Origin of the sequence: Neobacillus sp. GCM10023253 (genome assembly GCF_042653105.1) — a bacterium.
GTDB lineage: Bacteria > Bacillota > Bacilli > Bacillales > Cytobacillaceae > Neobacillus > Neobacillus citreus.
Window position 1 is genome coordinate 312,913 of the sequence record NZ_JBHSHV010000003.1, and the last position, 24,634, is coordinate 337,546.

22 protein-coding genes, 1 pseudogene and 1 other annotated feature are annotated in these 24,634 nt (G+C 42.8%); all 23 genes and pseudogenes read left to right on the forward strand.

The window, feature by feature from the left end; all coding sequences use genetic code 11:
- Positions 1 to 29 precede the first annotated feature (29 nt).
- Positions 30 to 1,181: a cell division protein FtsZ gene (ftsZ, locus tag ACFPA1_RS01970; protein WP_213140832.1), complete on the forward strand. Its 1,152-nt coding sequence runs from the start codon at positions 30 to 32 to the stop codon at positions 1,179 to 1,181.
- 400 nt (positions 1,182 to 1,581) lie between these two features.
- Complete coding sequence (spoIIGA, locus tag ACFPA1_RS01975) at positions 1,582 to 2,520, forward strand: sigma-E processing peptidase SpoIIGA (protein ID WP_378581034.1); 939 nt, start codon at positions 1,582 to 1,584, stop codon at positions 2,518 to 2,520.
- 45 nt (positions 2,521 to 2,565) lie between these two features.
- Positions 2,566 to 3,285, forward strand: coding sequence for an RNA polymerase sporulation sigma factor SigE (gene sigE, locus ACFPA1_RS01980; RefSeq protein WP_213116408.1), 720 nt, complete (start codon positions 2,566 to 2,568; stop codon positions 3,283 to 3,285).
- Positions 3,286 to 3,454: 169 nt separating this feature from the next.
- The gene (gene sigG, locus ACFPA1_RS01985; RefSeq protein WP_149869517.1) at positions 3,455 to 4,234 is read left to right on the forward strand and encodes an RNA polymerase sporulation sigma factor SigG; all 780 of its coding nucleotides are present in this window, start codon (positions 3,455 to 3,457) and stop codon (positions 4,232 to 4,234) included.
- Between the two features lie 808 nt (positions 4,235 to 5,042).
- Entirely contained in the window at positions 5,043 to 5,306 is a 264-nt protein-coding gene (locus ACFPA1_RS01990; RefSeq protein ID WP_213116407.1) for a YlmC/YmxH family sporulation protein, read from the forward strand.
- A gap of 81 nt (positions 5,307 to 5,387) precedes the next feature.
- Positions 5,388 to 6,206 (forward strand): peptidoglycan editing factor PgeF, encoded by an 819-nt coding sequence (gene pgeF / locus ACFPA1_RS01995; protein WP_378581035.1) that lies wholly within the window; start codon positions 5,388 to 5,390, stop codon positions 6,204 to 6,206.
- 8 nt (positions 6,207 to 6,214) lie between these two features.
- Complete coding sequence (locus ACFPA1_RS02000) at positions 6,215 to 6,892, forward strand: YggS family pyridoxal phosphate-dependent enzyme (RefSeq protein WP_213140829.1); 678 nt, start codon at positions 6,215 to 6,217, stop codon at positions 6,890 to 6,892.
- 10 nt (positions 6,893 to 6,902) lie between these two features.
- Complete coding sequence (locus ACFPA1_RS02005) at positions 6,903 to 7,355, forward strand: cell division protein SepF (RefSeq protein ID WP_378581038.1); 453 nt, start codon at positions 6,903 to 6,905, stop codon at positions 7,353 to 7,355.
- Positions 7,356 to 7,359: 4 nt separating this feature from the next.
- Positions 7,360 to 7,623, forward strand: coding sequence for a YggT family protein (locus ACFPA1_RS02010; protein WP_213116401.1), 264 nt, complete (start codon positions 7,360 to 7,362; stop codon positions 7,621 to 7,623).
- 28 nt (positions 7,624 to 7,651) lie between these two features.
- Positions 7,652 to 8,425 carry an RNA-binding protein gene (locus tag ACFPA1_RS02015; protein WP_213140827.1) on the forward strand — a complete coding sequence of 258 codons (774 nt, stop codon included), beginning with the start codon at positions 7,652 to 7,654 and terminating at the stop codon, positions 8,423 to 8,425.
- Between the two features lie 81 nt (positions 8,426 to 8,506).
- Positions 8,507 to 9,022 carry a DivIVA domain-containing protein gene (locus ACFPA1_RS02020; protein WP_213116399.1) on the forward strand — a complete coding sequence of 172 codons (516 nt, stop codon included), beginning with the start codon at positions 8,507 to 8,509 and terminating at the stop codon, positions 9,020 to 9,022.
- A gap of 48 nt (positions 9,023 to 9,070) precedes the next feature.
- Positions 9,071 to 9,310, forward strand: a binding site (T-box leader).
- 72 nt (positions 9,311 to 9,382) lie between these two features.
- The gene (ileS, locus tag ACFPA1_RS02025; protein ID WP_213140826.1) at positions 9,383 to 12,154 is read left to right on the forward strand and encodes an isoleucine--tRNA ligase; all 2,772 of its coding nucleotides are present in this window, start codon (positions 9,383 to 9,385) and stop codon (positions 12,152 to 12,154) included.
- A 219-nt stretch (positions 12,155 to 12,373) separates the two neighbouring features.
- Positions 12,374 to 12,667 (forward strand): hypothetical protein, encoded by a 294-nt coding sequence (locus ACFPA1_RS02030; RefSeq protein WP_213140825.1) that lies wholly within the window; start codon positions 12,374 to 12,376, stop codon positions 12,665 to 12,667.
- Between the two features lie 79 nt (positions 12,668 to 12,746).
- Positions 12,747 to 13,238, forward strand: a complete 492-nt coding sequence (gene lspA / locus ACFPA1_RS02035) for a signal peptidase II (protein WP_213140824.1) — start codon at positions 12,747 to 12,749, stop codon at positions 13,236 to 13,238.
- On the forward strand, positions 13,210 to 14,121 hold the full coding sequence (locus tag ACFPA1_RS02040) for an RluA family pseudouridine synthase (protein WP_213140823.1): 912 nt from the start codon (positions 13,210 to 13,212) through the stop codon (positions 14,119 to 14,121). The genes lspA and ACFPA1_RS02040 overlap by 29 nt, the downstream gene beginning before the upstream one ends.
- A gap of 169 nt (positions 14,122 to 14,290) precedes the next feature.
- Positions 14,291 to 14,833 (forward strand): bifunctional pyr operon transcriptional regulator/uracil phosphoribosyltransferase PyrR, encoded by a 543-nt coding sequence (pyrR, locus tag ACFPA1_RS02045; protein ID WP_378581043.1) that lies wholly within the window; start codon positions 14,291 to 14,293, stop codon positions 14,831 to 14,833.
- A gap of 176 nt (positions 14,834 to 15,009) precedes the next feature.
- Positions 15,010 to 16,317 carry a solute carrier family 23 protein gene (locus tag ACFPA1_RS02050; protein ID WP_213140821.1) on the forward strand — a complete coding sequence of 436 codons (1,308 nt, stop codon included), beginning with the start codon at positions 15,010 to 15,012 and terminating at the stop codon, positions 16,315 to 16,317.
- Positions 16,318 to 16,477: 160 nt separating this feature from the next.
- Positions 16,478 to 17,422 carry an aspartate carbamoyltransferase catalytic subunit gene (locus tag ACFPA1_RS02055; RefSeq protein ID WP_378581045.1) on the forward strand — a complete coding sequence of 315 codons (945 nt, stop codon included), beginning with the start codon at positions 16,478 to 16,480 and terminating at the stop codon, positions 17,420 to 17,422.
- Entirely contained in the window at positions 17,382 to 18,668 is a 1,287-nt protein-coding gene (locus ACFPA1_RS02060) for a dihydroorotase (RefSeq protein ID WP_378581047.1), read from the forward strand. The genes ACFPA1_RS02055 and ACFPA1_RS02060 overlap by 41 nt, the downstream gene beginning before the upstream one ends.
- A pseudogene (locus ACFPA1_RS02065) lies at positions 18,665 to 19,782 on the forward strand (carbamoyl phosphate synthase small subunit). Before ACFPA1_RS02060 ends, ACFPA1_RS02065 begins: the two are co-directional and overlap by 4 nt.
- Complete coding sequence (gene carB, locus ACFPA1_RS02070) at positions 19,749 to 22,955, forward strand: carbamoyl-phosphate synthase large subunit (protein WP_213140817.1); 3,207 nt, start codon at positions 19,749 to 19,751, stop codon at positions 22,953 to 22,955. Before ACFPA1_RS02065 ends, carB begins: the two are co-directional and overlap by 34 nt.
- Positions 22,952 to 23,725, forward strand: coding sequence for a dihydroorotate dehydrogenase electron transfer subunit (locus tag ACFPA1_RS02075; protein WP_378581050.1), 774 nt, complete (start codon positions 22,952 to 22,954; stop codon positions 23,723 to 23,725). Before carB ends, ACFPA1_RS02075 begins: the two co-directional genes overlap by 4 nt.
- The gene (locus ACFPA1_RS02080; RefSeq protein WP_378581052.1) at positions 23,722 to 24,633 is read left to right on the forward strand and encodes a dihydroorotate dehydrogenase; all 912 of its coding nucleotides are present in this window, start codon (positions 23,722 to 23,724) and stop codon (positions 24,631 to 24,633) included. Before ACFPA1_RS02075 ends, ACFPA1_RS02080 begins: the two co-directional genes overlap by 4 nt.
- The last annotated feature ends 1 nt before the right edge of the window (position 24,634 follow it).

The following is a 24,634-nucleotide window of genomic DNA, read 5'->3' on the forward strand; positions in this document are numbered from 1 at the left end:
AGGATATCGAAGAATTAGGAGGATTTTTCATGTTAGAGTTTGATACAAATTTAGATTCTCTTGCCACAATAAAGGTAATCGGGGTTGGCGGCGGCGGTAATAATGCAGTAAACCGAATGATTGAGCATGGTGTGCAAGGTGTGGAATTTATTGCAGTGAATACAGACGCACAAGCGTTAAATCTTTCAAAAGCAGAAGTAAGAATGCAGATCGGCGCTAAGCTAACCCGTGGTCTTGGGGCAGGGGCAAACCCTGACGTGGGCAAAAAGGCCGCTGAAGAAAGCAAAGAGCAACTTGAGGAAGCATTGCGCGGTGCGGATATGGTGTTCGTTACAGCCGGTATGGGCGGCGGTACTGGTACTGGTGCTGCACCTGTAATTGCTCAAATTGCCCGTGATTTAGGCGCTTTGACAGTAGGAGTAGTTACCCGTCCGTTTACGTTTGAAGGCAAAAAGCGGGCTACACAAGCCTCCGGCGGAATCGGCTCAATGAAAGAGGCAGTGGATACACTAATTGTGATTCCAAATGACCGCCTGCTTGAAATTGTAGACAAGAGCACTCCAATGCTTGAAGCATTCCGTGAAGCGGATAATGTTCTTCGCCAAGGTGTTCAAGGTATTTCCGATTTGATTGCCGTGCCTGGTCTTATTAACCTGGACTTTGCCGATGTTAAAACGATTATGTCGAATAAAGGTTCTGCTTTAATGGGTATCGGTGTATCTGCAGGTGAAAACCGTGCTGCAGAGGCGGCGAAGAAAGCCATCAGTTCTCCTTTATTAGAAACTTCCATTGACGGTGCTCAAGGGGTCCTAATGAACATAACCGGCGGAACGAACTTAAGCCTTTATGAGGTTCAAGAAGCTGCAGACATCGTTGCTTCTGCTTCCGACCAAGAAGTTAATATGATCTTCGGTTCTGTCATCAACGAGAACCTTAAAGATGAGATCATCGTAACAGTAATTGCTACAGGCTTTAAGGAAGAGGTAATCCAGCCAAAGGTAACACGTCCAACCTTTGGACAAGTTAAACCTCCAGTCGGCGGCGTCAAGAGAGAGCCAAAACGCGAAGAAGCACCACAACAGCAGGCTCCACAACAAGAGCCAGCTCGCAATAATAACAATTACCAGGAAGACACACTCGACATCCCAACCTTCCTGCGCAACCGCAACAGAAGACGATAATAATTAATAAAGATAAATGAAGAAGGTATGGCCTGAATATAAAGGGCTGTACCTTTTTTTTATTTGAAATGTTGAAGCCCTATTACGATCACTTGGTTGATGGCAGCGGAAGGCACGAAGACTCCTGCGGGAGTACGGGACAGGGGAGACCCCACAGGCGCTTCAGCGCCGAGGAGGCTCCCCGAACCGCCCGCGGAAAGCGAAGTGCCTGGAGCTGCCATCAACCAACATGTTGAAGGATAGTTTTTATTCTATTATCTATTTGACAAAATCCGAATAGAATAGGGAAAATTTCTGTTTTTTTGATTACAGAAAGTGACACACTTCAGACATACATCTAAGGTATACTTTTCCATAATCAGAATAATAGAAAGGGCCTTGTAGAAGGAGGAAGCGTTTTTTGATTGTCTATTTGGATGTGATTTGGGCTCTAAACCTGCTATTTGATAGTCTTCTCCTTTTTTTAACGGCTATTATTCTCAAAAGAAGGATTCGGCTGTGGAGAATCTTTGCCGGGGGATTCATTGGTTCACTGATCATTCTATTATCTTTTACGCCAGTAAATGCCATCTCCGGCCACCCGCTTTCAAAACTGTTATTTTCGATTGTGATGGTCTTAATAGCCTTTGGGTATAAGCGTTTGTCCTTTTTTATAAAGGCATTGATGACGTTATATGTGTCAACTTTTTTAATTGGCGGCGCATTAATGGGTGCTCATTTTTTTATCCAATATGACCCAAAACTTACCGTCGGTGTTCTAAAGTCTAGTGTGTTGGGATTTGGCGATCCGATTAGCTGGCTGTTTGTCCTTATCGGGTTTCCTGTTGCGTGGCACGTATCAAGAAAAAATATTGAAAGCATGGAAATGACAAAAATTCAATACGATCAAATTGTAACTGTAACCGTAGTGATTGAGGAACAAACTTTATATTTGAAGGGCTTAGTCGATAGCGGCAATCAGCTATATGACCCTCTGTCAAAGCTACCTGTCATGTTTGTTTCTATTAAGAATCAATTTGATAACATGTCGGACCTAATTAAGAAAATGGCGGCGGACCCTGAAGCACTTGTATTAGGCAATTCTGAGTTCCCCGAAGAGTGGCAGAGCAGAATGAGAATTATCCCTTACCAGGTAGTAGGCCAAACCTCTCAGCTCATCATTGCGGTTAAACCCGATAGGATATTGATTGAACATAATGGTTTCGAATACTTGTGTGATAAGGGGCTGGTAACATTTACACTTCAGCAGCTTTCATCTGATGATGTATTTCAGTGTATTGTTCATCCAAAAATGCTAACCGGGCCAAGGCAGAATGGGGAAACAGTGAAGGTAAGTTAATATTACTATACTCAGAAAAACAAAATTTTAGAAGGAGGAATACACATGAAAAAATGGAGACTTCGCTTATCCTATTATTGGTATAAACTATTAATGAAATTAGGTCTAAAAACAGATGAAATATATTATATTGGCGGAAGCGAAGCCCTGCCGCCTCCTTTAACAAAAGACGAAGAAGAAATGTTATTAAAGAAACTGCCTGGCGGCGATAAGGCGGCAAGATCGATATTAATCGAGCGAAATCTCAGACTCGTAGTCTATATCGCCAGGAAGTTTGAAAATACCGGCATCAACATTGAAGACTTAATCAGCATTGGGACAATTGGCTTAATTAAGGCCGTTAATACATTTAACCCGGAAAAGAAAATTAAACTGGCTACATACGCTTCAAGATGTATCGAAAATGAAATTCTCATGTACCTTAGACGCAATAATAAAATCAGGTCAGAGGTTTCCTTCGATGAGCCGCTTAATATTGATTGGGACGGCAATGAGCTGCTTTTGTCAGATGTTTTGGGAACGGATGACGACATCATTACAAAGGATCTTGAAGCAAATGTGGACCGAAAACTGTTAACCAAAGCATTGCATCAGCTGAGCGACCGGGAAAAGCAAATCATGGAGTTAAGGTTCGGCCTGACAAATGGGGAAGAAAAGACACAGAAGGATGTTGCCGATATGCTTGGCATCTCCCAATCCTATATATCAAGACTTGAAAAAAGAATTATTAAAAGGCTCCGCAAGGAATTTAATAAAATGGTCTAAAAGACAGAGAACAGAAAAATTTTTTTCCATAAAAAAGCTTTGAAAAATATTGCCTCTAATGCATTTTTCGACAATAGCTGACTTTTCCTTCCATTCATCAAGTGCATATTTTTCCTCCTCAAGGAGATACTGTTTTTTGTACAGCAGCTCTCTCGAGGAGGGAAAAGAATTGACTCGAAATAAAGTAGAAATTTGCGGTGTAGATACATCAAAACTTCCTGTACTGAAAAACGAAGAAATGAGAATACTCTTCAAGCAAATGCAAGAGGGCGATATAACCGCCAGAGAAAAGCTAGTAAACGGCAATTTACGCCTCGTATTAAGTGTTATCCAAAGGTTTAATAACCGGGGCGAGTTTGTTGATGACCTGTTTCAGGTTGGCTGTATCGGACTGATGAAGTCTATCGATAATTTTGATTTAGGTCAAAATGTGAAGTTTTCCACCTATGCCGTGCCGATGATTATTGGCGAAATCCGGCGCTATTTGCGTGACAATAATCCGATCCGAGTATCTCGCTCTCTTAGGGATATTGCTTACAAAGCCCTCCAGGTAAGGGAGAGGCTGATGAGTGAAACCTCTCGGGAACCGACTGCTGAAGAAATCGCGAAGGTCCTGGAAGTACCCCATGAGGAAATTGTCTTTGCGCTAGATGCAATACAAGACCCGGTATCACTTTTTGAACCGATTTATAATGATGGCGGGGATCCAATTTATGTAATGGACCAGCTAAGCGATGAGAAAAATAAAGATATCCATTGGATTGAAGAAATCGCCCTTAAAGAGGGAATGAGAAGATTAAACGAACGAGAAAAATTGATTTTGAGAAAGCGTTTCTTTCAGGGGAAAACACAAATGGAAGTTGCGGACGAAATTGGCATCTCCCAAGCGCAAGTATCCCGCTTAGAAAAAGCAGCAATCAGACAAATGAATAAGAATATCCAAAGCTAAGCTGCCTTTTAAGGGCAGCTTATTATATTGCCGGGAAAGAGTATTTTCTCGGCAATTTTTTTGTTTAAATTAATGGATTGTTTCTGCTAATAGGCCTGTTGATTTCCGCTCCGGGCACTCGCTTTCCGCGGGGAGGTCCTGGAGCCTCCTCGGCGCTGAAAGCTCCTGCGGGGTCTCCAGTGACCTCTCTATCCCGCAGGAGTCGAGTGCCCTCCGCTCCAATCAACAGGGAGGCAAAACTATATAAAGGTTTGCCACACAATTTTTCTAATCACTTGCATCCTACAATTCCCCATTTTTGTTCACAAAAGCTTTATGAGGGCATTTTCTTCTCGGATACCTTCGATTTTGTCCTTCATTGGCTTTATGAGGGACATTTTCTTTTAGGATTCCTGTGATTTTGTCCTTCATCGCTTTATATGAGGGAAATTGGCCTCCCATATTCCGAACTTTTAAAAGAAGAATTCCTCATTGTATTTATGTATTGTGAGTTGAATGTCTTTATTGAATACACCTGTTGATTGGCGCGGAAGGCACGAAGACTCCTGCGGGAGTACGGGGCAGGGGAGACCCCGCAGGAGCGATAGCTCCGAGGAGGCTCCCCGGCACGCCCGCGGAAAGCGAAGTGCCTGGAGCGCCAATCAACAGACCTATTGAAAGCTTTAAATTTTTTAAAATAGGAAAATTACACGGTGAGTTAATAAAGAAAATAAGTGAAATAAAAGGCTAGCTCATTTTTTCCCTTTCTAATTTAGGAAATACAAACATATATTTTTTATAGTATCGTAAGATTGGGAGTGGTTGTTTAATGGTTAAAATTTCCGATTTTCAGATAAAAGATGTTGTGAATGTTTCAGATGGCAAAAGACTAGGGAATGTTGGAGATATAGAAATTAATTTAACGACGGGAAAAATAGAAGCGGTTGTCATTTCCGGAAACGGGCGCGTGCTTGGCTTTTTTGGGAAGGACGAAGATATAGTGATCCCGTGGAAAAACATTATCAAAATTGGTCAGGATGTCATCTTGGTCCGCTATAAAATCAGCGATGAAAAAATAACGGAAGAAGAGTAGCCTTTGCATGAAATAAAACTGCTTCGGTGACCAATGCCCGGTTTCATGGTAAACTATAGAAAAAAGTTCAGAGGTAATGGAATGGAACCATTTATTATAAAAAATGAATCTTTATTAACCATCGACGGTTGGATGAATAACAACCCCGGCCTTGTTGCCGGAATAACAACCAAGCTGGGGGGACAAAGTAAAGGCAGCTTTGAAGCCCTAAATCTCGGCTTTCATGTTGGTGATATTTTCAATGATGTTTGCTCAAATAGAATGAAAGTTTCCGAACTGCTTGATTTTCCATTAGATTCATGGGTTAGCGCTGAGCAAACACATGATATTTTCCTTCAAAAAATAACAAAAGCAGATCGCGGGCGAGGGTCTATTTCCTACGAACAGTCTTTTAAGAGCACGGACGGCTTCTATACTAGTGAAGAGGGAGTATTGTTAACGCTCTGTTTTGCCGACTGTGTCCCTCTTTTTTTTATTGCTCCCGAATATCGGATGATTGGGGCGGCGCATGCTGGATGGAAGGGGACGGTAGGACAAATTGCCCGTGAGATGATAAAAAAATGGGAAGAGGAAGGCATCAAGGCTGAGAAGGTTTTTGTCGCAATCGGTCCATCAATCTGCGAAAAATGTTATATTGTGGATGAACGTGTCGTTAACTTGGTTGAAAATATACTAGAAGATGTCGATAGAAAACCCTATAATTTAATTAGTGAAGGTCAATATTCATTAAACCTAAGGGAATTGAACAAGCAGATTCTTGTCAAGGCAGGAGTACCAATGGAGAATATAATCGTAACCGATTATTGCTCAAGCTGTAACAACCATTTGTTTTTTTCCCACCGGAAGAGCCACGGCAAAGCCGGAAGAATGTTAAGCTTTATTGGCTGGAAGGAGAATTAGAACCGCTTATGAGAGTAGCAGCAAAGTATGAACTTATTAGACAGCAAATAAATGAAGCGTGCGAAAAGACAGGCAGGAAACCAGATGAAGTAACTATAATTGCCGTTACAAAATACGTCAGTACCCAAAGAGCGCAGGAAGCACTTGATGCAGGCATTCAGCATCTTGGCGAAAACCGGGACGAAGGAATGCTTGAAAAATGGGAAGTTCTTAAGGACAAGCCAATTTGGCATTTTATTGGAACCCTGCAAACACGAAAGGTAAAAAATATTATCGATAAAGTGGAGTACATTCATTCCCTTGACCGTCTTTCTTTGGCACAAGAAATAAATAAACGTGCCAATTCAAAAGTAAAGTGTTTGGTACAGGTTAATGTAGCAGAAGAGGACTCAAAGCACGGTTTAGCGGTTGAAGAAGTGATCGACTTTATTAAATCACTCGGCTCCCTAGAAAATATTATTGTTGCTGGTTTAATGACAATGGCCCCACTCACGGACGATGAAGAAGTCTTGCGTGATTGTTTTCAAAAACTTAGAGAACTTCGTACTCAAGTTCAATCCTGTCACTTAGACTATGCTCCTTGTTCAGAGCTGTCAATGGGGATGTCTAATGATTTTGTCATCGCCATCGAAGAAGGGGCGACGATGGTAAGAATAGGTACAGCGCTTGTTGGTGAAGCTGGTTAGGAGAGTTGATATGACAATTAAATCTAAACTAAAAACATTTTTCTTTTTAGACGACGACAACGATGAGCAAAATGAAGATTATAGTGAGCCGAAGGAACCAATAAAGCAGAAAAAACAGCCGTTAAAAAGTCATAATGTAGTCAGCCTGCAAAGTGTGCAAAAGCCATCTGTCCAAGTAAAGCCCTCAAAGCTTATTTTGGCGGAACCGCATTCCGAATCTGAGGCAACCGAGATTGCAGACCATCTAAAAAACCGCCGTCCGGTGGTGGTGAATTTGCAGCGGATTGATCAAGAGGAAGGCCGGCAGATCGTTCATTTCTTAGGAGGAGTAGTATATGCTCTCGGTGGGGAAATCCAGAAAATTGGCGCCAATATTTTCTTGTGCACCCCGGATAATATGGAAGTATCGGGGAATATTTCGGAACTGCTCCCTGACCACGAAAATATGAATACGAGGTGGTAAAGAGATGTTTTTTGTTATCGGTTTAATACAAAAACTCATTTGGGCTTACTCGTGGGCATTAATTATTTACATATTGATGTCCTGGTTTCCGGGTGCTAAAGAATCTGCGATCGGTCAATTCTTAGCAAGAATTTGTGAGCCATATTTGGAACCATTCAGAAGGATTATTCCCGCAATCGGCATGATTGACATTTCTCCGATTGTCGCATTTCTTGTGCTCAACTTTGCAACACGGGGCTTAAGCTATGTAGCTGTCTGGCTCTCATAATAATTAAAAATAGGTTGGTTTTTAGAGCATGAATATATATCAGCATTTTCGTCCAGAAGAACGGGATTATATTGACCAGGTCATGCAGTGGAAAAACACTGTCGAACTTCAGTATGCCCCGAAATTAACGGACTTTCTTGACCCAAGAGAACAGCATATCTTAAAAACGATCATCGGTGAAAATGGTGATGTAAAATATCAACTCTTTGGAGGATGGACAGGGGCAGAACGAAAAAGGGCTCTTCTTTTCCCAGAATATCTAGTCCCAGCTCAAGAGGATTTTCAAATCAGCTTGTTTGAAATTGACTATCCAAAGAAGTTTGTCAAAATTGAACATCCCAACGTCTTAGGCACATTGATGTCGTTGGGACTAAAACGTGGGAAATTTGGGGATATTCTTGTCGATGATGGGCAAATCCAGTTCTTGGCAGCCAAGGAAATCGGCGGCTATATCAGCAGTAATCTTGAATCAATCGGTAAAGCAACGGTTCATTTAATCGAGAAGCCGCCCGAAAACATAATTTCTCCTAAAGAATTATGGGAGGAACATGAATTAACAGTATCTTCATTAAGGCTGGATACTGTTATTTCTGGTGTTTATAATCTTTCCCGGCAAAAATCGCAAAACTATATTGCCGCAGGCCTAGTTAAGGTGAATTGGACTCAGATTGAAAGCCCGGCCTTTGTTTGTGAAATTGGCGATATGCTGTCGGTCCGGGGCCATGGAAGGGTAAGATTGTCCAGTATTGACGGAAAAACAAAGAAAGAAAAATGGCGAATTTCTGTCGGAAGACAAAAATAATTTATTTTCTTGCAGGATTTTCGAAAAACTTGTCGAATATTCACATTTACATATATTGCACAGATTGTTGGAGGTGGCATCATGCCGTTAACGCCGTTAGATATTCATAATAAAGAATTTAATAAAGGATTTAGAGGGTATGACGAGGATGAAGTAAACGAATTTCTTGACCAGGTAATCAAGGATTACGAACTTGTCTTAAGAGAGAAAAAAGAATTGGAAGAGCGCTTAACTGACCTGCAGGAACGTTTAGGGCATTTTACAAGTATTGAAGAAACACTTAATAAATCGATTGTGATTGCCCAGGAGGCAGGGGAAGAAGTAAAACGCAATGCGCAAAAGGAAGCGAAGCTAATCGTCAAGGAAGCGGAAAAGAATGCAGACCGTATCGTTAACGAATCCCTATCTAAAGCGAGAAAGATTGCTCTGGAGATAGAAGATTTAAAGAAGCAGTCGAAAATTTTCCGCACCCGTTTCAAAATGCTGATTGAGGCACAGCTTGATATGCTGAATACTGACGATTGGGATCACCTTTTAGAGTACGAACTTGATGCCACCGAGCTGAAAATCCACGAAGAAGAGGATTCATTAGCTTGACGAACAGCTATTTAGTAGCATATAATTTCTTAACAGATTAATTGAATGAAAATGACGAAGACAGGGACAGTACAATTTTTCAAAAAAGCTTATTAGCGAGTCGGGGATGGTGGAAGCCCGATAAAGCCGAAAGATTGGAAAATCACCCTCGAGTTCCGAGGTCGAACCTCTAAATTTAGAACAGTAGACTAAGGCGTGTATTCACGTTACGAATTCGCAAGAGGATAGAATAAGACAGTTCTATCAATCAGGGTGGTACCGCGGGAATAAAACCTTCTCGTCCCTTTTTTGGGATGAGAGGGTTTTTTTATTTGCAAGAATGTCAATTCTGTTCAATAGAAAGGTATTGGAGGAAATAAAATGGAATACAAAGACACGTTATTAATGCCGCAAACGGATTTCCCAATGCGCGGTAATCTTCCGCAAAGAGAACCGGATATGCAGGCAAAATGGGAAGAAATGAATATTTACCAAAAAGTACAGGAGCGCACTAAAGGGCGTCCGATGTTTGTTTTGCATGATGGCCCTCCATATGCAAATGGTGACATCCATATGGGCCACGCCCTAAATAAAATCTTAAAGGATTTTATTGTCCGCTATAAGTCAATGAGCGGCTATCATGCCCCATATGTGCCGGGCTGGGATACGCACGGTCTGCCGATTGAACAGGCTTTAACCAATAAAGGGGTTAAACGGAAAGAAATGTCCGTAGCTGAATTCCGCCAGCTTTGTACAGAATATGCGCTTGAGCAGATCGACAATCAACGAATCCAGTTTAAACGTCTTGGTGTCCGCGGTGATTGGGAGAATCCATACATCACTTTAAAGCCTGAATACGAAGCCCAGCAAATTAAGGTTTTCGGAGAAATGGCGAAAAAAGGTTATATCTATAAGGGATTGAAGCCAGTATATTGGTCTCCGTCAAGTGAATCCGCTTTGGCTGAGGCAGAAATTGAATATAATGATAAACGATCACCGTCCATTTATGTTGGTTTTCCGGTGAAGGATGGCAAGGGAGTTCTTGATACGGATACGGAAATCGTCATCTGGACAACAACCCCATGGACCATTCCTGCCAACTTGGGAATTTCGGTTCATCCTGAGCTAACTTATGTGGTTGTAGCGGTAAATGATAAAAAATATGTTGTCGCTGAAAGCTTATTGGAAAGTGTAACGAATGAAATTGGCTGGGAAGAAGCAGCCGTTCTTAAAAAGGTCAAAGGGGCTGATCTGGAATATGTTGTAGCCCGTCATCCACTTTATGACCGTGATTCTCTTGTCATGTTAGGCGAGCATGTGACAACGGATGCTGGTACTGGCTGCGTTCACACTGCTCCTGGTCACGGGGAAGATGACTTCCATGTTGGTCAAAAATACGGCTTGGATGTCCTTTGTCCGGTTGATGATAAAGGAAATATGACAAATGAAGCACCGGGATTTGAAGGGTTATTTTACGACGAGGCCAACAAACCGATTTCCCAAGCCTTAGAGGAAAAAGGAGCTTTGTTAAAGCTTACATTTATAACACACTCCTATCCACATGACTGGAGAACTAAGAAGCCGGTTATTTTCCGGGCAACTGCACAGTGGTTTGCGTCCATTAAAGATTTCCGCGAGCAATTGCTCGAAGCTGTGAAAGAAACCAAATGGGTGCCGGCTTGGGGCGAAACAAGGCTTTTCAATATGGTCCGTGACCGCGGCGATTGGTGTATTTCCCGCCAGCGCGTCTGGGGTGTGCCAATTCCGGTATTCTACGCTGAAAATGGTGAAGAAATCATTACTGACGAAACAATCGAACACGTTTCTAATTTATTCCGCGACAATGGCTCAAACATTTGGTTTGAGCGCGAAGCAAAAGACCTGCTTCCGGAAGGGTTTACGCATCCTGGCAGCCCGAACGGCAAGTTTACGAAGGAAACCGACATTATGGACGTTTGGTTCGACTCCGGTTCTTCCCATCAGGCGGTACTGCTTGAAAGAGAAGACTTGGTGCGCCCTGCCGACCTATATCTTGAAGGTTCTGACCAATACCGCGGCTGGTTTAACTCCTCTTTATCTACTGCAGTTGCTGTCACAGGCAAGGCTCCATATAAGGGAGTATTAAGCCATGGATTTGCTCTTGATGGTGAAGGTCGAAAAATGAGTAAATCATTAGGTAATGTCGTCGTTCCGGCGAAGGTTATGAATCAATTGGGAGCAGATATTTTACGCCTATGGGTGGCTTCTGTTGATTATCAATCAGATGTCCGCGTATCGGATGCAATTTTAAAGCAGGTTGCTGAAGTATATCGGAAAATCCGCAATACATTCCGCTTCTTGTTGGGGAATTTAGCGGACTTTGACCCGGCTGTTAATAAGGTTGCTTACGAAAACCTTCGTGAAGTAGATCAATTTATGCTGGTTAAATTAAATAAGCTGATTAAGAGTGTTCGCAATTCTTATGAAAATTACGATTATGCAGGCATTTACCATGCTGTCAATAATTTCTGTACGCTTGATTTAAGCGCGTTTTACCTAGATTTTGCAAAGGATGTTCTGTACATTGAAGCAGTTGATCATCCAGAACGTCGGGCGATTCAAACCGTTCTATATGAATCATTGCTTGCTCTGACCAAATTGGTTTCGCCAATCCTTTCTCACACTGCAGACGAGGTATGGAAATATATTCCGAAGGTTCAGGAGGAAAGTGTTCAGTTGACAGATCTTCCAGAATATCAGGAACTTCCTGGTGCTAAAGAGTTAGAGGAGAAATGGTCTGCATTCATGAAGCTTCGCGACGATGTCTTAAAGGCACTTGAAGAAGCCCGGAATGCAAAGGTGATTGGTAAGTCATTAACAGCGAAAGTAACCTTATACGTAAATGATAATACAAAAGCGCTGCTCGATTCTGTTTCAGAGAACTTGAAACAATTGTTTATCGTATCCGGTTTTGAAGTGGCTGGTGCTTATGATGAGGCACCTGAAGATGCCTTGAAATTAGATACAGCTGCTATTGTGGTCACAAAGGCAGAAGGTGAAACCTGTGAACGCTGCTGGGTAGTGACGCCTGATGTCGGTCAAGATGCGGAGCATTCAACTCTTTGCCCGCGCTGTGCCCAAGTTGTAAAAGAAAATTATTCACACTTAGCGTAAATAGAAAGGGGCTGACTTGTCAGCCTCTTTCATTTTGCTAATAAAAAAGTATAAATTCAACTACGCCTCATGAACCGTCCTATCGGATTCGCCAATCGGTGAGTTTTCATTTATTTTCCACCTCCGTTAATTGTTGTTGCTGATGTCAAATTATTATCCGGGTCAATGGAAAACGATCGGTAATAATAAAACAAATAACATAACGGAGGTATTAACACTATGAATGCAATGCAGGAAAAGCTGTTTCAAGAACTCCGTCAAACAAAAACAGAAATCGAAAGGTCATTAAAGAACAAACAAACAGAGAATTGGTTTACAACTATTTTAGAGGAAGAAATGGCGGACATTGATTTGGCGCTGAAAAAAATCGAAGAAGGAAATTTCGGACATTGTGAACTTTCCGGCGAATTATTACCCCTCGACTTGTTAAATTTGATTCCAACCATTAGAACAGTTAATGATCCCAGCTTGCTTGGCGGCTATTGCAAGAAACCGATCTTCCCCACTCTGTAATTTTTGTTTCATTGTGATATAGCGATTAAGTATGCTAAACTAGGGGAGCAAGTCTAGCTTAAGTTGGAGGTATTTCTTAGTGTATTATTACTTAATCGCCCTATTCGTTATTGTGCTCGACCAAATTACTAAATGGCTTATTGAAAAAAATATGTATATCGGTGAGAGTATACCCATCATTGATAAATTTTTATATATTACTTCTCACCGGAATCGCGGGGCCGCATGGGGAATCCTTCAAGGGCAGATGTGGCTTTTTTATGTCATTACGGTTATTGTCATTATTGCGATTATGTATTATCTTTACAAAGCGGCCAAAGGAAAATGGCTGTTAGGTGTATCTCTAGCTTTCATGCTTGGAGGTGCAATCGGGAATTTTATCGACCGAGTGGTTCGGAAAGAGGTTGTTGATTTTATTCATACCTTTATTTTTGGCTACAATTTCCCTGTATTTAATATTGCCGATTCAGCATTAGTGATTGGTGTTGGATTATTAATGATTCAAATGCTGCTTGAAGAGAGAGCGTCAAAGGAGAAGTCATATGGAGAAAATGGAACACACCATTCTTGAGGAACAAAAAGGAGACCGGATTGATAAGGTAATCTCACGTATGAACGAAGAATGGTCTAGAACACAGGTACAGGATTGGATAAAAGAAGGCAATGTACTTGTGAATGGGAAAAATGTAAAAACAAATTACAAATGCAGTGTAAATGATACTATCGTTATTACCATTCCAGATCCGGAAGAATTGGACGTGGTTCCGGAGGAAATGGATTTAGATATTTATTATGAAGATAAGGATGTATTAGTGGTAAATAAGCCAAAAGGTATGGTGGTCCATCCTGCACCTGGGCACCTTACAGGGACACTTGTTAATGGGTTAATGGCCCATTGTAAGGATTTGTCCGGGATCAATGGTGTATTAAGACCCGGGATTGTGCATCGCATTGATAAAGATACATCAGGGCTGTTAATGGTAGCGAAAAATGATTTGGCCCACGAAAGTCTTGTCAACCAACTGGTGGAAAAGTCTGTGACTCGGAAGTATAAGGCGATTGTCCATGGAGTGATCCCTCACGAATATGGAACCATCGATGCTCCGCTTGGGAGAGACCAAAAAGACCGGCAAAGCATGACGGTTGTTGATAATGGCAAGCATGCTGTTACTCATTTTCGTGTCCTTGAGCGGTTTAATGATTTCACGTTTGTGGAATGTCAATTGGAGACAGGCCGGACCCATCAGATTCGTGTCCATATGAAATATATCGGTTATCCGCTTGCCGGTGATCCGAAATATGGACCAAGAAAGACACTCGATCTTAATGGCCAGGCATTGCATGCCGGTTTGCTCGGTTTCGTACATCCAAGAACAAATGAGTATCTAGAATTCGAAGCCCCGCTACCGGAGGATTTTGAAGAACTTCTGGACCGGTTAAGAAATAATCGTTGACAGGATAAATAAATTAAAGTATGCTTACTATAGTTTAATAAGCCTTTAAGTCGGTCCCGTGAGGCCGAGAAGGAACGGTTAAGATGTTATTTCCCTAAGGAAGAACTGTCTCCCTCTCGCCACCACAGGCGAGAGGTTTTTTATTTTAGTATAATAAGAAGGTGAGACCATGAGCCAAAAAGCACTTGTTCTGGATGAACAGGCAATCGGGCGGGCGTTAACAAGGATTGCCCATCAAATCATCGAAAAAAACAAAGGAATCGAAGACTGCGTACTTGTAGGAATTCGGACTAGAGGAATTTATATAGCAAGACGACTCGCTTTGAAAATAGCCCAAATTGAGGGAAGTCCGATTCAAGTCGGTGAATTAGATATCACTCTTTATCGGGATGATCTAACAAAGAAAACGGAAAGTCAGGAACCACTCGTAAAAGGGTCAGATATACCGTTTGACATAAGTGACAAAAAGGTAGTCCTTGTGGACGATGTTCTTTATACAGGAAGAACAGTTAGGGCTGGGCTTGATGCCCTTATGGACCTTGGACGTCCTGCTTCCATCCAGCTTGCGGTACTGGTCGACCGCGGTCACAGGGAACTGCCAATCAGAGCAGACTATGTTGGGAAAAATATCCCTACTTCAAGCAATGAAAAAATTGTTGTTGAACTGCTGGAAGTAGATAAAGTTGATCAAGTAAGTATATATGACAAATAAATAGCACCCCTTTTAATTTCAGTCCCGTGAGGCTGACAAAGGGAAAAGCGCACATCTGGACCATTTTCCGGTGCGCCTTTCACCCCTCTTTGTCAACTACATGGCAAAGAGGGTTTTTTATTTGAACAATTGAAGAAAATAATGAAAACAATATAGAAATTAGGAGAGAACAGAAAATGAGTAATAAACCAATCCTAGATGTTAAAGATAGACCAAAACCAGCCCAATGGCTGACCTTAAGCTTGCAGCATTTATTTGCGATGTTCGGGGCAACAATCCTAGTACCATACCTGGTTGGTTTAGACCCAGCGATAGCACTAATATCCAGCGGACTCGGAACGTTGGCATTCCTATTGATTACAAAATTTCAGGTTCCTGCCTATCTTGGTTCATCTTTCGCTTATATTGCACCGGTAATTGCTGCAAAAGCCTCTGGCGGACCTGCAGCGGCGATGGTCGGAACATTTTTAGCTGGCCTTGTTTATGGAATTGTCGCTTTAATTATAAGCAGAGCGGGGCATCGCTGGATTATGAACTTACTCCCCCCAATTGTTGTTGGACCGGTCATTATTGTAATTGGCCTCGCCATTTCCGGAACTGCGGTTGGAATGGCTATGAACAACCCAGCTGGAAAGTATAGCATGCTTCACTTCTCAGTGGCGCTTGTGACGCTGGCAGCGACCATTATTTTCTCAATATACGCAAAAAAAATGCTCAGCATTATCCCTATCTTGGCCGGGATTATTGTCGGCTATGTATATGCCGTGATTGTAGGAATTGTTGATTTCAAACCAGTACTAGAGGCAAAGTGGTTTGCCGCTCCTGACTTCTTAATTCCGTTTGTCAGCTATGATGTCAAGTTCACTTGGAATATTTTCTGGTTAATGGTGCCTGTTGCCATTGTTACACTATCTGAGCATATTGGACACCAGCTTGTTCTTAGCAAGGTTGTCGGCCGTGATTACATAAAAGAGCCGGGCTTACACCGTTCAATCCTTGGTGATGGAACAGCCACAATCATTTCGGCGCTAGTCGGCGGACCTCCCAAAACCACCTATGGTGAAAATATTGGAGTCTTGGCCATTACAAGAGTCTACAGTGTATATGTACTAGCGGGTGCCGCGGTTCTAGCCATCATCTTCGGCTTTATTGGAAAAATAACAGCTTTAATCCAAACCATACCAACACCTGTAATGGGGGGAGTTTCCATTCTCCTGTTCGGAATTATCGCTTCCTCAGGATTAAGAATGCTGGTTGACAGTAAAATTGATTTTGGTGACAAACGCAATCTCGTGATTTCATCGGTAATCCTTGTCATCGGTATCGGTGGCGCGATTGTCAAGTTGCCATTTAATATCGAAATCCAAGGTATGGCCCTGGCGGCAATTTCTGGAGTGTTATTAAACCTGATCCTTCCTGGAAAGCCGAAAGTCAGTGGAAATATGTTTGAAACAGAAGATACAACTAACAAAAAAACTGCATAAAAAAATGCCTTTTAAATTAAGTACAGAGAGACTTGGAAGGGTGTGTTGCTTAACTTGGATATGGGCTGAAATTTTGTCCATATCTTAGGTTAAACTTTTGGCACCCTGACCACTTAGTCAGGGTGTTTTTTTTAGCAATCAGAGAAGGTGGGGAAAAAGGATGGTACAGCACCTATTAACAACAAACGAGTTAAAAGTTGAGGAGATTTATCAAATCCTTGAGGATGCTGAAAGGTTTTCACAAGGACTGTTTTGGAAACCGGAAAAACAAATGTATACAGCAAACCTCTTTTTTGAAGCTAGTACCCGAACGAAAAGCAGCTTTGAAATGGCTCAAAAAAGGTTAGGATTAAGCGTCATTCCTTTTGAAGTCCAAACCTCAAGCGTACAAAAAGGTGAGACATTATATGATACTGTAAAAACACTGGAATCAATCGGAGTTGATACTGTTGTCATCCGTCACAGCCAGGATCGCTATTTTGATGAATTGGTTGAAAATATCAATATTCCGATTTTAAATGGAGGCGATGGCTGCGGACACCACCCGACACAATCCCTTCTTGATTTGTTAACGATAAAGCAGGAGTTTGGCAGTTTTTCAGGCTTGAAGATTGCAATAATTGGGGACATCAGTCATAGCCGGGTAGCGCGTTCTAACGCAGATGCCTTGACCAGGCTGGGGGCGGAGGTCATTTTTTCAGGGCCGGAAGAATGGTTTGATTATCACAGTTTAAGTACATCCCGTTTTAAGCCAGTTGATGTGGCTATCAAAGAAGCCGATGTTGTCATGCTTCTGCGTGTGCAGCATGAACGCCATCAGAAAATGGGAAGCTTTACTGCCTCTGAGTACCATAAAAAATATGGCTTAACCCTAGAGAGGGAAAAGCAAATGCAGCCGCACAGTATTATCATGCATCCGGCCCCGGTAAATCGAAACGTTGAAATTGCAGACAGCTTAGTTGAATGTGAACGGTCAAGAATTTTTAAACAAATGCAAAATGGAGTATATGTAAGAATGGCTGCCCTGAAGCGGTCACTTGAAAGCTTAGGAGGAGGAAATCAATATGAAACTGCTTATTCAGAACGCAAAATATATAGCATCTAATGGAGAAATGAAACAATCTGATATTTTAATAGAAAATGGGATTATTAGCAAACTGGCACCTAGTTTAACGGAATCGGCTGAAAGAACTGTAGATGCACAAGGATTGCTTGTATCACCAGGGTTTGTTGATCTTCACGTCCACCTAAGGGAACCTGGCGGCGAGAAAAAGGAAACTATCGCAACTGGTACGATGGCAGCAGCCCGAGGCGGTTTTACGACAGTAGCAGCGATGCCAAATACGAGACCGGTGCCTGACACCAAGGAGCAGATGGATTGGGTGATGGACAGGATTAAGGAAACAGCAAGCGTACGCGTTTTGCCCTATGCCTCCATTACAACAAGACAGCTTGGTCAGGAATTAACTGATTTTGCGGCACTGAAAGAGGCTGGAGCATTTGCCTTTACAGATGACGGTGTTGGTGTCCAATCGGCAGATATGATGCTTCAGGCAATGCAAAAAGCAAAAGAAGTAAATATGGCAATTGTAGCCCATTGTGAGGAAAATACATTGATTCATAAAGGCTGTGTCCATGATGGTACCTTCTCCAAGCAGCACGGGTTAAACGGGATCCCTTCTATTTGTGAATCTGTTCAAATTTCCAGGGATGTTCTGCTTGCTGAAGCTTCTGGCTGCCATTATCACGTCTGCCATATCAGCACAAAGGAATCGGTGAGGACCGTACGAGACGCTAAGAGGGCTGGCATTAAAGTTACCGCGGAAGTAACTCCGCACCATCTTCTATTATCAGAAAATGATATTCCGGGACTGGATGCTAACTTTAAGATGAACCCTCCGCTTCGGGGTGAAGACGATAAAAAGGCGTTAATCGAAGGGCTGCTTGATGGTACGATTGATTTTATCGCTACTGACCATGCGCCGCATACCGCCGAAGATAAAGCTGAAGGAATGCAGCTGGCACCATTTGGGATTGTCGGTCTGGAAACTGCCTTTCCACTTCTTTATACCCATTTCGTCTTGAAAAACATCATCACACTTGACCAGCTAATTGCTTATATGACGACAAAGCCTGCCGATTGCTTTGAACTTCCTTTTGGAAGAATTGAAGAGGGTGCGGCAGCGGATATCGTGTTATTAGACTTAAACGAAGAAAAAGAAATCAATCCTGATGAGTTTTTATCAAAAGGGAAAAACACCCCATTTGCCGGCTGGAAGTGCAAAGGGTGGCCGGTATTGACAATTGCTTCAGGCCAAATAGTTTGGGAAAAAGGACGTGTTACAGCATGAAGGCTCAGCTAATATTAGAAGATGGAACTGTTTTTATCGGTGATGGCTTTGGAAGCCATGTAGATACAATTGGTGAAGTTGTTTTTAATACAGGAATGACAGGCTATCAGGAGATTCTATCCGACCCATCCTATTGCGGACAAATCGTTATGCTCACATACCCGTTAATCGGGAACTACGGAATTAACCGCGATGATTTTGAATCGATTACTCCTGCCGTAAAAGGCTTTATTGTTAAAGAAGTCAGCGACTTTCCGTCTAACTGGAGAAGTGAGTTTACTGTTGATGAATATTTTAAAATGAAAAAAATCCCTGGAATTGCCGGTATTGACACTCGTAAACTGGCAAGAATTATCCGCCAGCACGGCACGTTAAAGGGAGCGATTTGCAGCATTGAAAACGATGCAGCAGAAGTGTTAAGAAATCTGCGGCAGACGCGTCTTCCTATTGACCAAGTAAGAAGAGTATCCACAAGAAATCCATATCCAAGCCCTGGCCGCGGCAAAAGAATTGTGCTTGTCGATTTTGGCATGAAGCATGGGATTTTACGTGAGTTAAATGAACGCGGCTGTGATGTAGTTGTCGTTCCGTACCATACCACAGCAGATGAAATCTTAAAATTGCGTCCTGATGGCGTGATGCTCTCCAACGGACCTGGGGATCCAAAGGATGTTCCGGAAGGAATCCAAATGATTAAGGACATCTTGGGAAAAGTGCCTCTTTTCGGAATCTGCCTTGGTCATCAATTATTTGCCCTGGCATGTGGTGCTGATACCATTAAAATGAAGTTCGGACATCGTGGTGCCAATCATCCAGTTAAGGACTTGGCAACTGGAAAAGTTTCGATTACTTCTCAGAATCATGGTTATACAGTCGATGAAAAATCAGTTAAAAATACAAGATTAGAAGTAACCCATATCGCTTTAAATGATGGAACCGTCGAGGGCCTTAAGCATTTGGATTTTCCAGCCTTTACCGTGCAGTACCACCCAGAGGCTTCACCGGGTCCTGAAGATGCAAACGGATTATTTGAACAGTTTCTTGCGATGATTGAAGCTGAAAAACAGGAGGTAGCAGCAAATGCCTAAACGTACAGATATCAACTCCATACTAGTGATTGGCTCAGGGCCAATCGTCATCGGTCAAGCGGCAGAATTTGATTACGCAGGTACTCAAGCTTGTCTGGCCCTTAAGGAGGAAGGATACCGGGTGATCCTCGTCAACTCCAATCCTGCTACCATTATGACAGACGCAGAAATTGCCGATGCCGTTTATATTGAGCCTCTGACACTGGATTTTGTCTCGAGAATTATCCGTAAGGAGCGTCCAGACGCCGTTTTAGGAACATTAGGCGGTCAGACTGGGTTGAATTTGACTGTTGAACTGGCAAATTCAGGCGTTCTTGAAGAGTGTGGCGTTGAGATTCTGGGAACGAAGCTTACTGCCATTAATCAAGCAGAAGACCGTGAATTGTTCCGTGCTCTTATGAATGAACTGAATCAACCGGTACCTGACAGCGAAATTATCCATGGACTTAACGAAGCCAAAGTTTTTGTGGAAAGGGTAGGTTTTCCGGTCATTGTCCGTCCGGCCTTTACGCTGGGTGGAACTGGCGGCGGCATTTGCCATAATGACGCCGAGCTTGAGGAAATCGTAACAAGCGGTCTTAAGAACAGCCCTGTTCACCAATGTTTATTGGAAAAAAGCATCGCTGGTTACAAAGAAATTGAATATGAAGTGATGCGCGATGCCAACGATAATGCCATCGTCGTCTGCAATATGGAAAACATCGACCCGGTTGGTGTTCATACGGGTGATTCCATTGTTGTTGCGCCTAGTCAGACATTAAGTGATAGAGAATACCAATTATTAAGAAATGTGTCTTTAAAAATTATCCGTGCGCTGGGTATTGAAGGAGGCTGTAATGTTCAGCTTGCCCTAGATCCATACAGCTTTAACTATTACGTCATTGAAGTAAATCCAAGGGTAAGCCGTTCTTCGGCCTTAGCATCGAAGGCAACAGGATATCCGATTGCCAAGCTTGCAGCAAAAATCGCAGTTGGATTGACACTTGATGAAATGCTGAACCCTGTTACCGGAAAAACATATGCTAGCTTCGAGCCGGCCCTTGATTATGTTGTAACGAAAATCCCTAGATGGCCATTTGACAAGTTTGAGTCTGGAAACCGTTCGCTTGGTACACAAATGAAGGCAACTGGTGAGGTCATGGCAATTGGCCGTACATTTGAAGAATCTTTGTTAAAAGCAATTCGTTCCCTCGAAGCGGGTGTCTATCATTTCCAACTTAACGGTGCCGCTGAAATTGATAACGACCTAATTGAAAAACGAATCAGAAAAGCCGGTGATGAGCGCCTCTTTTACATTGCTGAAGCGTTAAAACGCGGCATTACGATTGATACGATTCATGAGTGGAGCAAGATTGACTTATTTTTCTTGAAGAAAATGGAGGGCATTATCAAGCTTGAGGCAAAATTGGCTGACAACCAGCTTGATATCGAACTTCTTAAAGAAGCAAAGCAAAAAGGCTTTACCGATAAGAAAATTGCTGAGCTTTGGGATAAAACAGAAGGTGAGATTTACAAGCTTCGGAAAGACTTAGGCCTCATCCCAGTTTATAAAATGGTAGATACATGCGCTGCGGAGTTTGAGTCAGAAACTCCATATTTCTATGGAACTTACGAAGAAGAAAACGAATCTCTTGTGTCAGATAGAAAAAGTGTCATCGTGCTCGGATCAGGCCCAATTCGGATTGGCCAGGGGATTGAGTTTGACTATGCGACTGTCCATTCTGTAAAAGCCATTAAGGAAGCAGGCTATGAGGCAATTATCATTAACAACAATCCGGAAACAGTCTCGACGGATTTCAGTATCTCTGACAAGCTGTACTTTGAACCGCTGACAATTGAAGATGTAATGAGCATCATTGATTTGGAACAACCGATGGGAGTAGTCGTTCAATTTGGAGGGCAGACAGCGATTAACCTTGCTGCGGAGCTTGAGGAAAATGGTGTTAACATTTTAGGCACAAGCTTAGAGGACTTAGACCGTGCGGAGAACAGGGATAAATTTGAGCAGGCGCTTGAATTGTTGAACATTCCGCAGCCGCTTGGAAAGACCGCTCTTTCAGTCGCGGAAGCAGTCATAATTGCTGAGGAAATCGGCTATCCGGTCCTGGTCCGTCCTTCCTATGTGCTTGGCGGCAGGGCGATGGAAATTGTGTATCGCAAGGAAGAACTGCTCCATTATATGGAGAATGCCGTCAAAATCAATCCAGATCATCCAGTCTTAATTGACCGTTATCTAACCGGTAAAGAAATTGAAGTAGATGCCATTTGCGATGGTCAAAATGTCTTGATTCCAGGTATTATGGAGCATATTGAGCGGGCAGGGGTGCACTCCGGTGACTCTATCGCTGTATATCCGCCGCAAACATTATCTGAGGATGTTAAGAAGACACTTGTTGAATATACAGAAAGATTAGCAAGGGGCTTGAACATTGTTGGTCTCCTAAACATTCAATATGTGTTATCGGGCGGTCAGGTTTACGTGCTGGAAGTGAATCCACGTTCCAGCCGGACGGTACCGTTCTTAAGTAAAATCACCCATGTTCCGATGGCCAAGATTGCAACAAAAGCTATTCTTGGGGTCTCAATCGTTGAGCAGGGCTATCAGTCCGGACTGGTGCCCGAACAATCAGGTGTATATGTGAAAGTTCCGGTATTCTCTTTTGCCAAATTAAAAGATGTTGATATCACGCTTGGACCAGAAATGAAATCAACTGGCGAAGTTATGGGCAAGGATATCACACTTGAGAAGGCTCTTTACAAGGGATTAGTTGCATCAGGAATGAATATTCAGCCGTTTGGGACGGTCTTGTTTACAGTCGCCGATAAGGATAAACAAGAAGCGCTTAAGCTTGCGAAACGGTTTGCCAGCATTGGCTATCGTCTGGTGGCCACAAGCGGAACAGCAGCTATAATAAAATCTGCCGGTTTTCCGGTTGAGGTAGTCGGCAAAATTGGTGCAGAAGGCAGGACGTTATTGGATATTATTCAAAATGGTGAAGCGCAGTTAATCGTTAATACATTGACAAAAGGGAAGCAGCCTGAGCGTGACGGTTTTAGAATCCGCCGTGATGCTGTTGAAAATGGAGTTCCATGCTTGACCTCATTAGATACTGCTGATGCTATCTTAAAAGTGGTGGAGTCCATGAACTTTTCCGCTGAAGCGATGAGTGTACCAAGCAGGGAGGCTGTTTTTGCATGATACGGAAGGAAATTTGTAAAATCATCAGCCAAAAGTTAATTGCTGAAAATATTTATGAGCTTACCGTAAAGGCTGAGATGGTTCATGACATCACCGAGCCTGGACAATTTGTTCATATTCGGGTAGGAAATGGATTGGATCCGCTTTTGCGAAGACCAATCAGTATTTGCTCGTATGATGTAACGGAAGAGCAGTTTACGATGATCTATAGAAAAGATGGAAAAGGAACTTCGCTATTGGCCTCTATGGTGCCGGGGATGGAACTCGATATCCTCGGACCTCTTGGCAATGGCTTCCATATTAATGAAGCCAATATTGGTGAGACTGCTTTGCTTGTGGGTGGAGGAATTGGTGTCCCTCCCCTCTATGAGCTTGCGAAACAGTTGACAGCAAAAGGCGTAAAAGTCATCAATGTCCTGGGCTTCCAAGCTGAATCAGCCGTTTTCTACGAACAGGAATTTTCGGAACTGGGCGAAACGTATGTGGCTACTGCGGATGGTTCTTATGGTGTTAAAGGGTTTGTAACGGATGTCATAAAGGATTTACAGTTTGATTGTGTATATTCTTGTGGGCCGACCCCGATGTTAAGAGCACTTGAACAGCAGTACTCTCATAAAAAAATGTTCTTATCGTTAGAGGAACGGATGGGCTGCGGCGTTGGGGCTTGCTTTGCCTGTGTATGCAAAAAGGTGGATGACCCAACGGGAGCTTCCTATAAAAAAGTATGCAGTGACGGACCTGTATTCCGTGCCGGAGAGGTGATAATATGAGCCGATTACATGTTGAATTGCCAGGACTTAGCTTGAAAAATCCAATCATGCCGGCCTCAGGCTGCTTCGGGTTTGGCCGCGAGTACAGCCAATTTTACGATTTAAGCAATCTTGGTGCAATCATGATCAAAGCAACAACGGCAGAGCCCCGGTTTGGAAACCCGACTCCAAGGGTCGCCGAAACTTCAGCAGGGATGCTAAATGCAATCGGGCTGCAAAACCCTGGATTAGAAAAGGTTGTTTCCGAAGAGCTGCCATGGCTGTCCCAATATGATGTACCGATTATTGCCAATGTGGCTGGGTCGCTTGAAGAGGATTATGTAAAGGTTGCACAGGAAATCTCAAAAGCGCCAAACGTCCATGCACTGGAATTAAATATATCCTGCCCTAACGTTAAAACGGGTGGAATTGCCTTTGGAACCATCCCAGAAGTGGCTAAGCAATTAACACGAAGAGTAAAGGAAGTTTCCGAAGTTCCGGTTTATGTAAAGCTATCTCCAAACGTCACCAATATTGTCGAGATGGCTAAGGCAGTGGAAGATGGCGGTGCTGATGGCATTACAATGATTAACACGCTTGTAGGGATGCGGCTGAATTTAAAAACAGGAAAGCCCATTTTGGCGAACCGAACTGGCGGCCTTTCTGGCCCTGCTGTAAAACCTGTTGCGATTCGAATGGTCTATGAAGTAAGCCAAGTGGTAAATATACCGATTATCGGAATGGGCGGCATCGAATCTGCAGAGGATGTCATTGAATTTTTCTATGCAGGAGCAAGTGCCGTCGCTGTAGGTACAGCAAATTTTGTGAACCCGTTTGTCTGCCCCGAGATTATCGAACAGCTGCCGGTGCTTCTAAATCAACTAGGATTTGAACATATTAGTGAATGTACGGGAAGGAGCTGGAAATAGG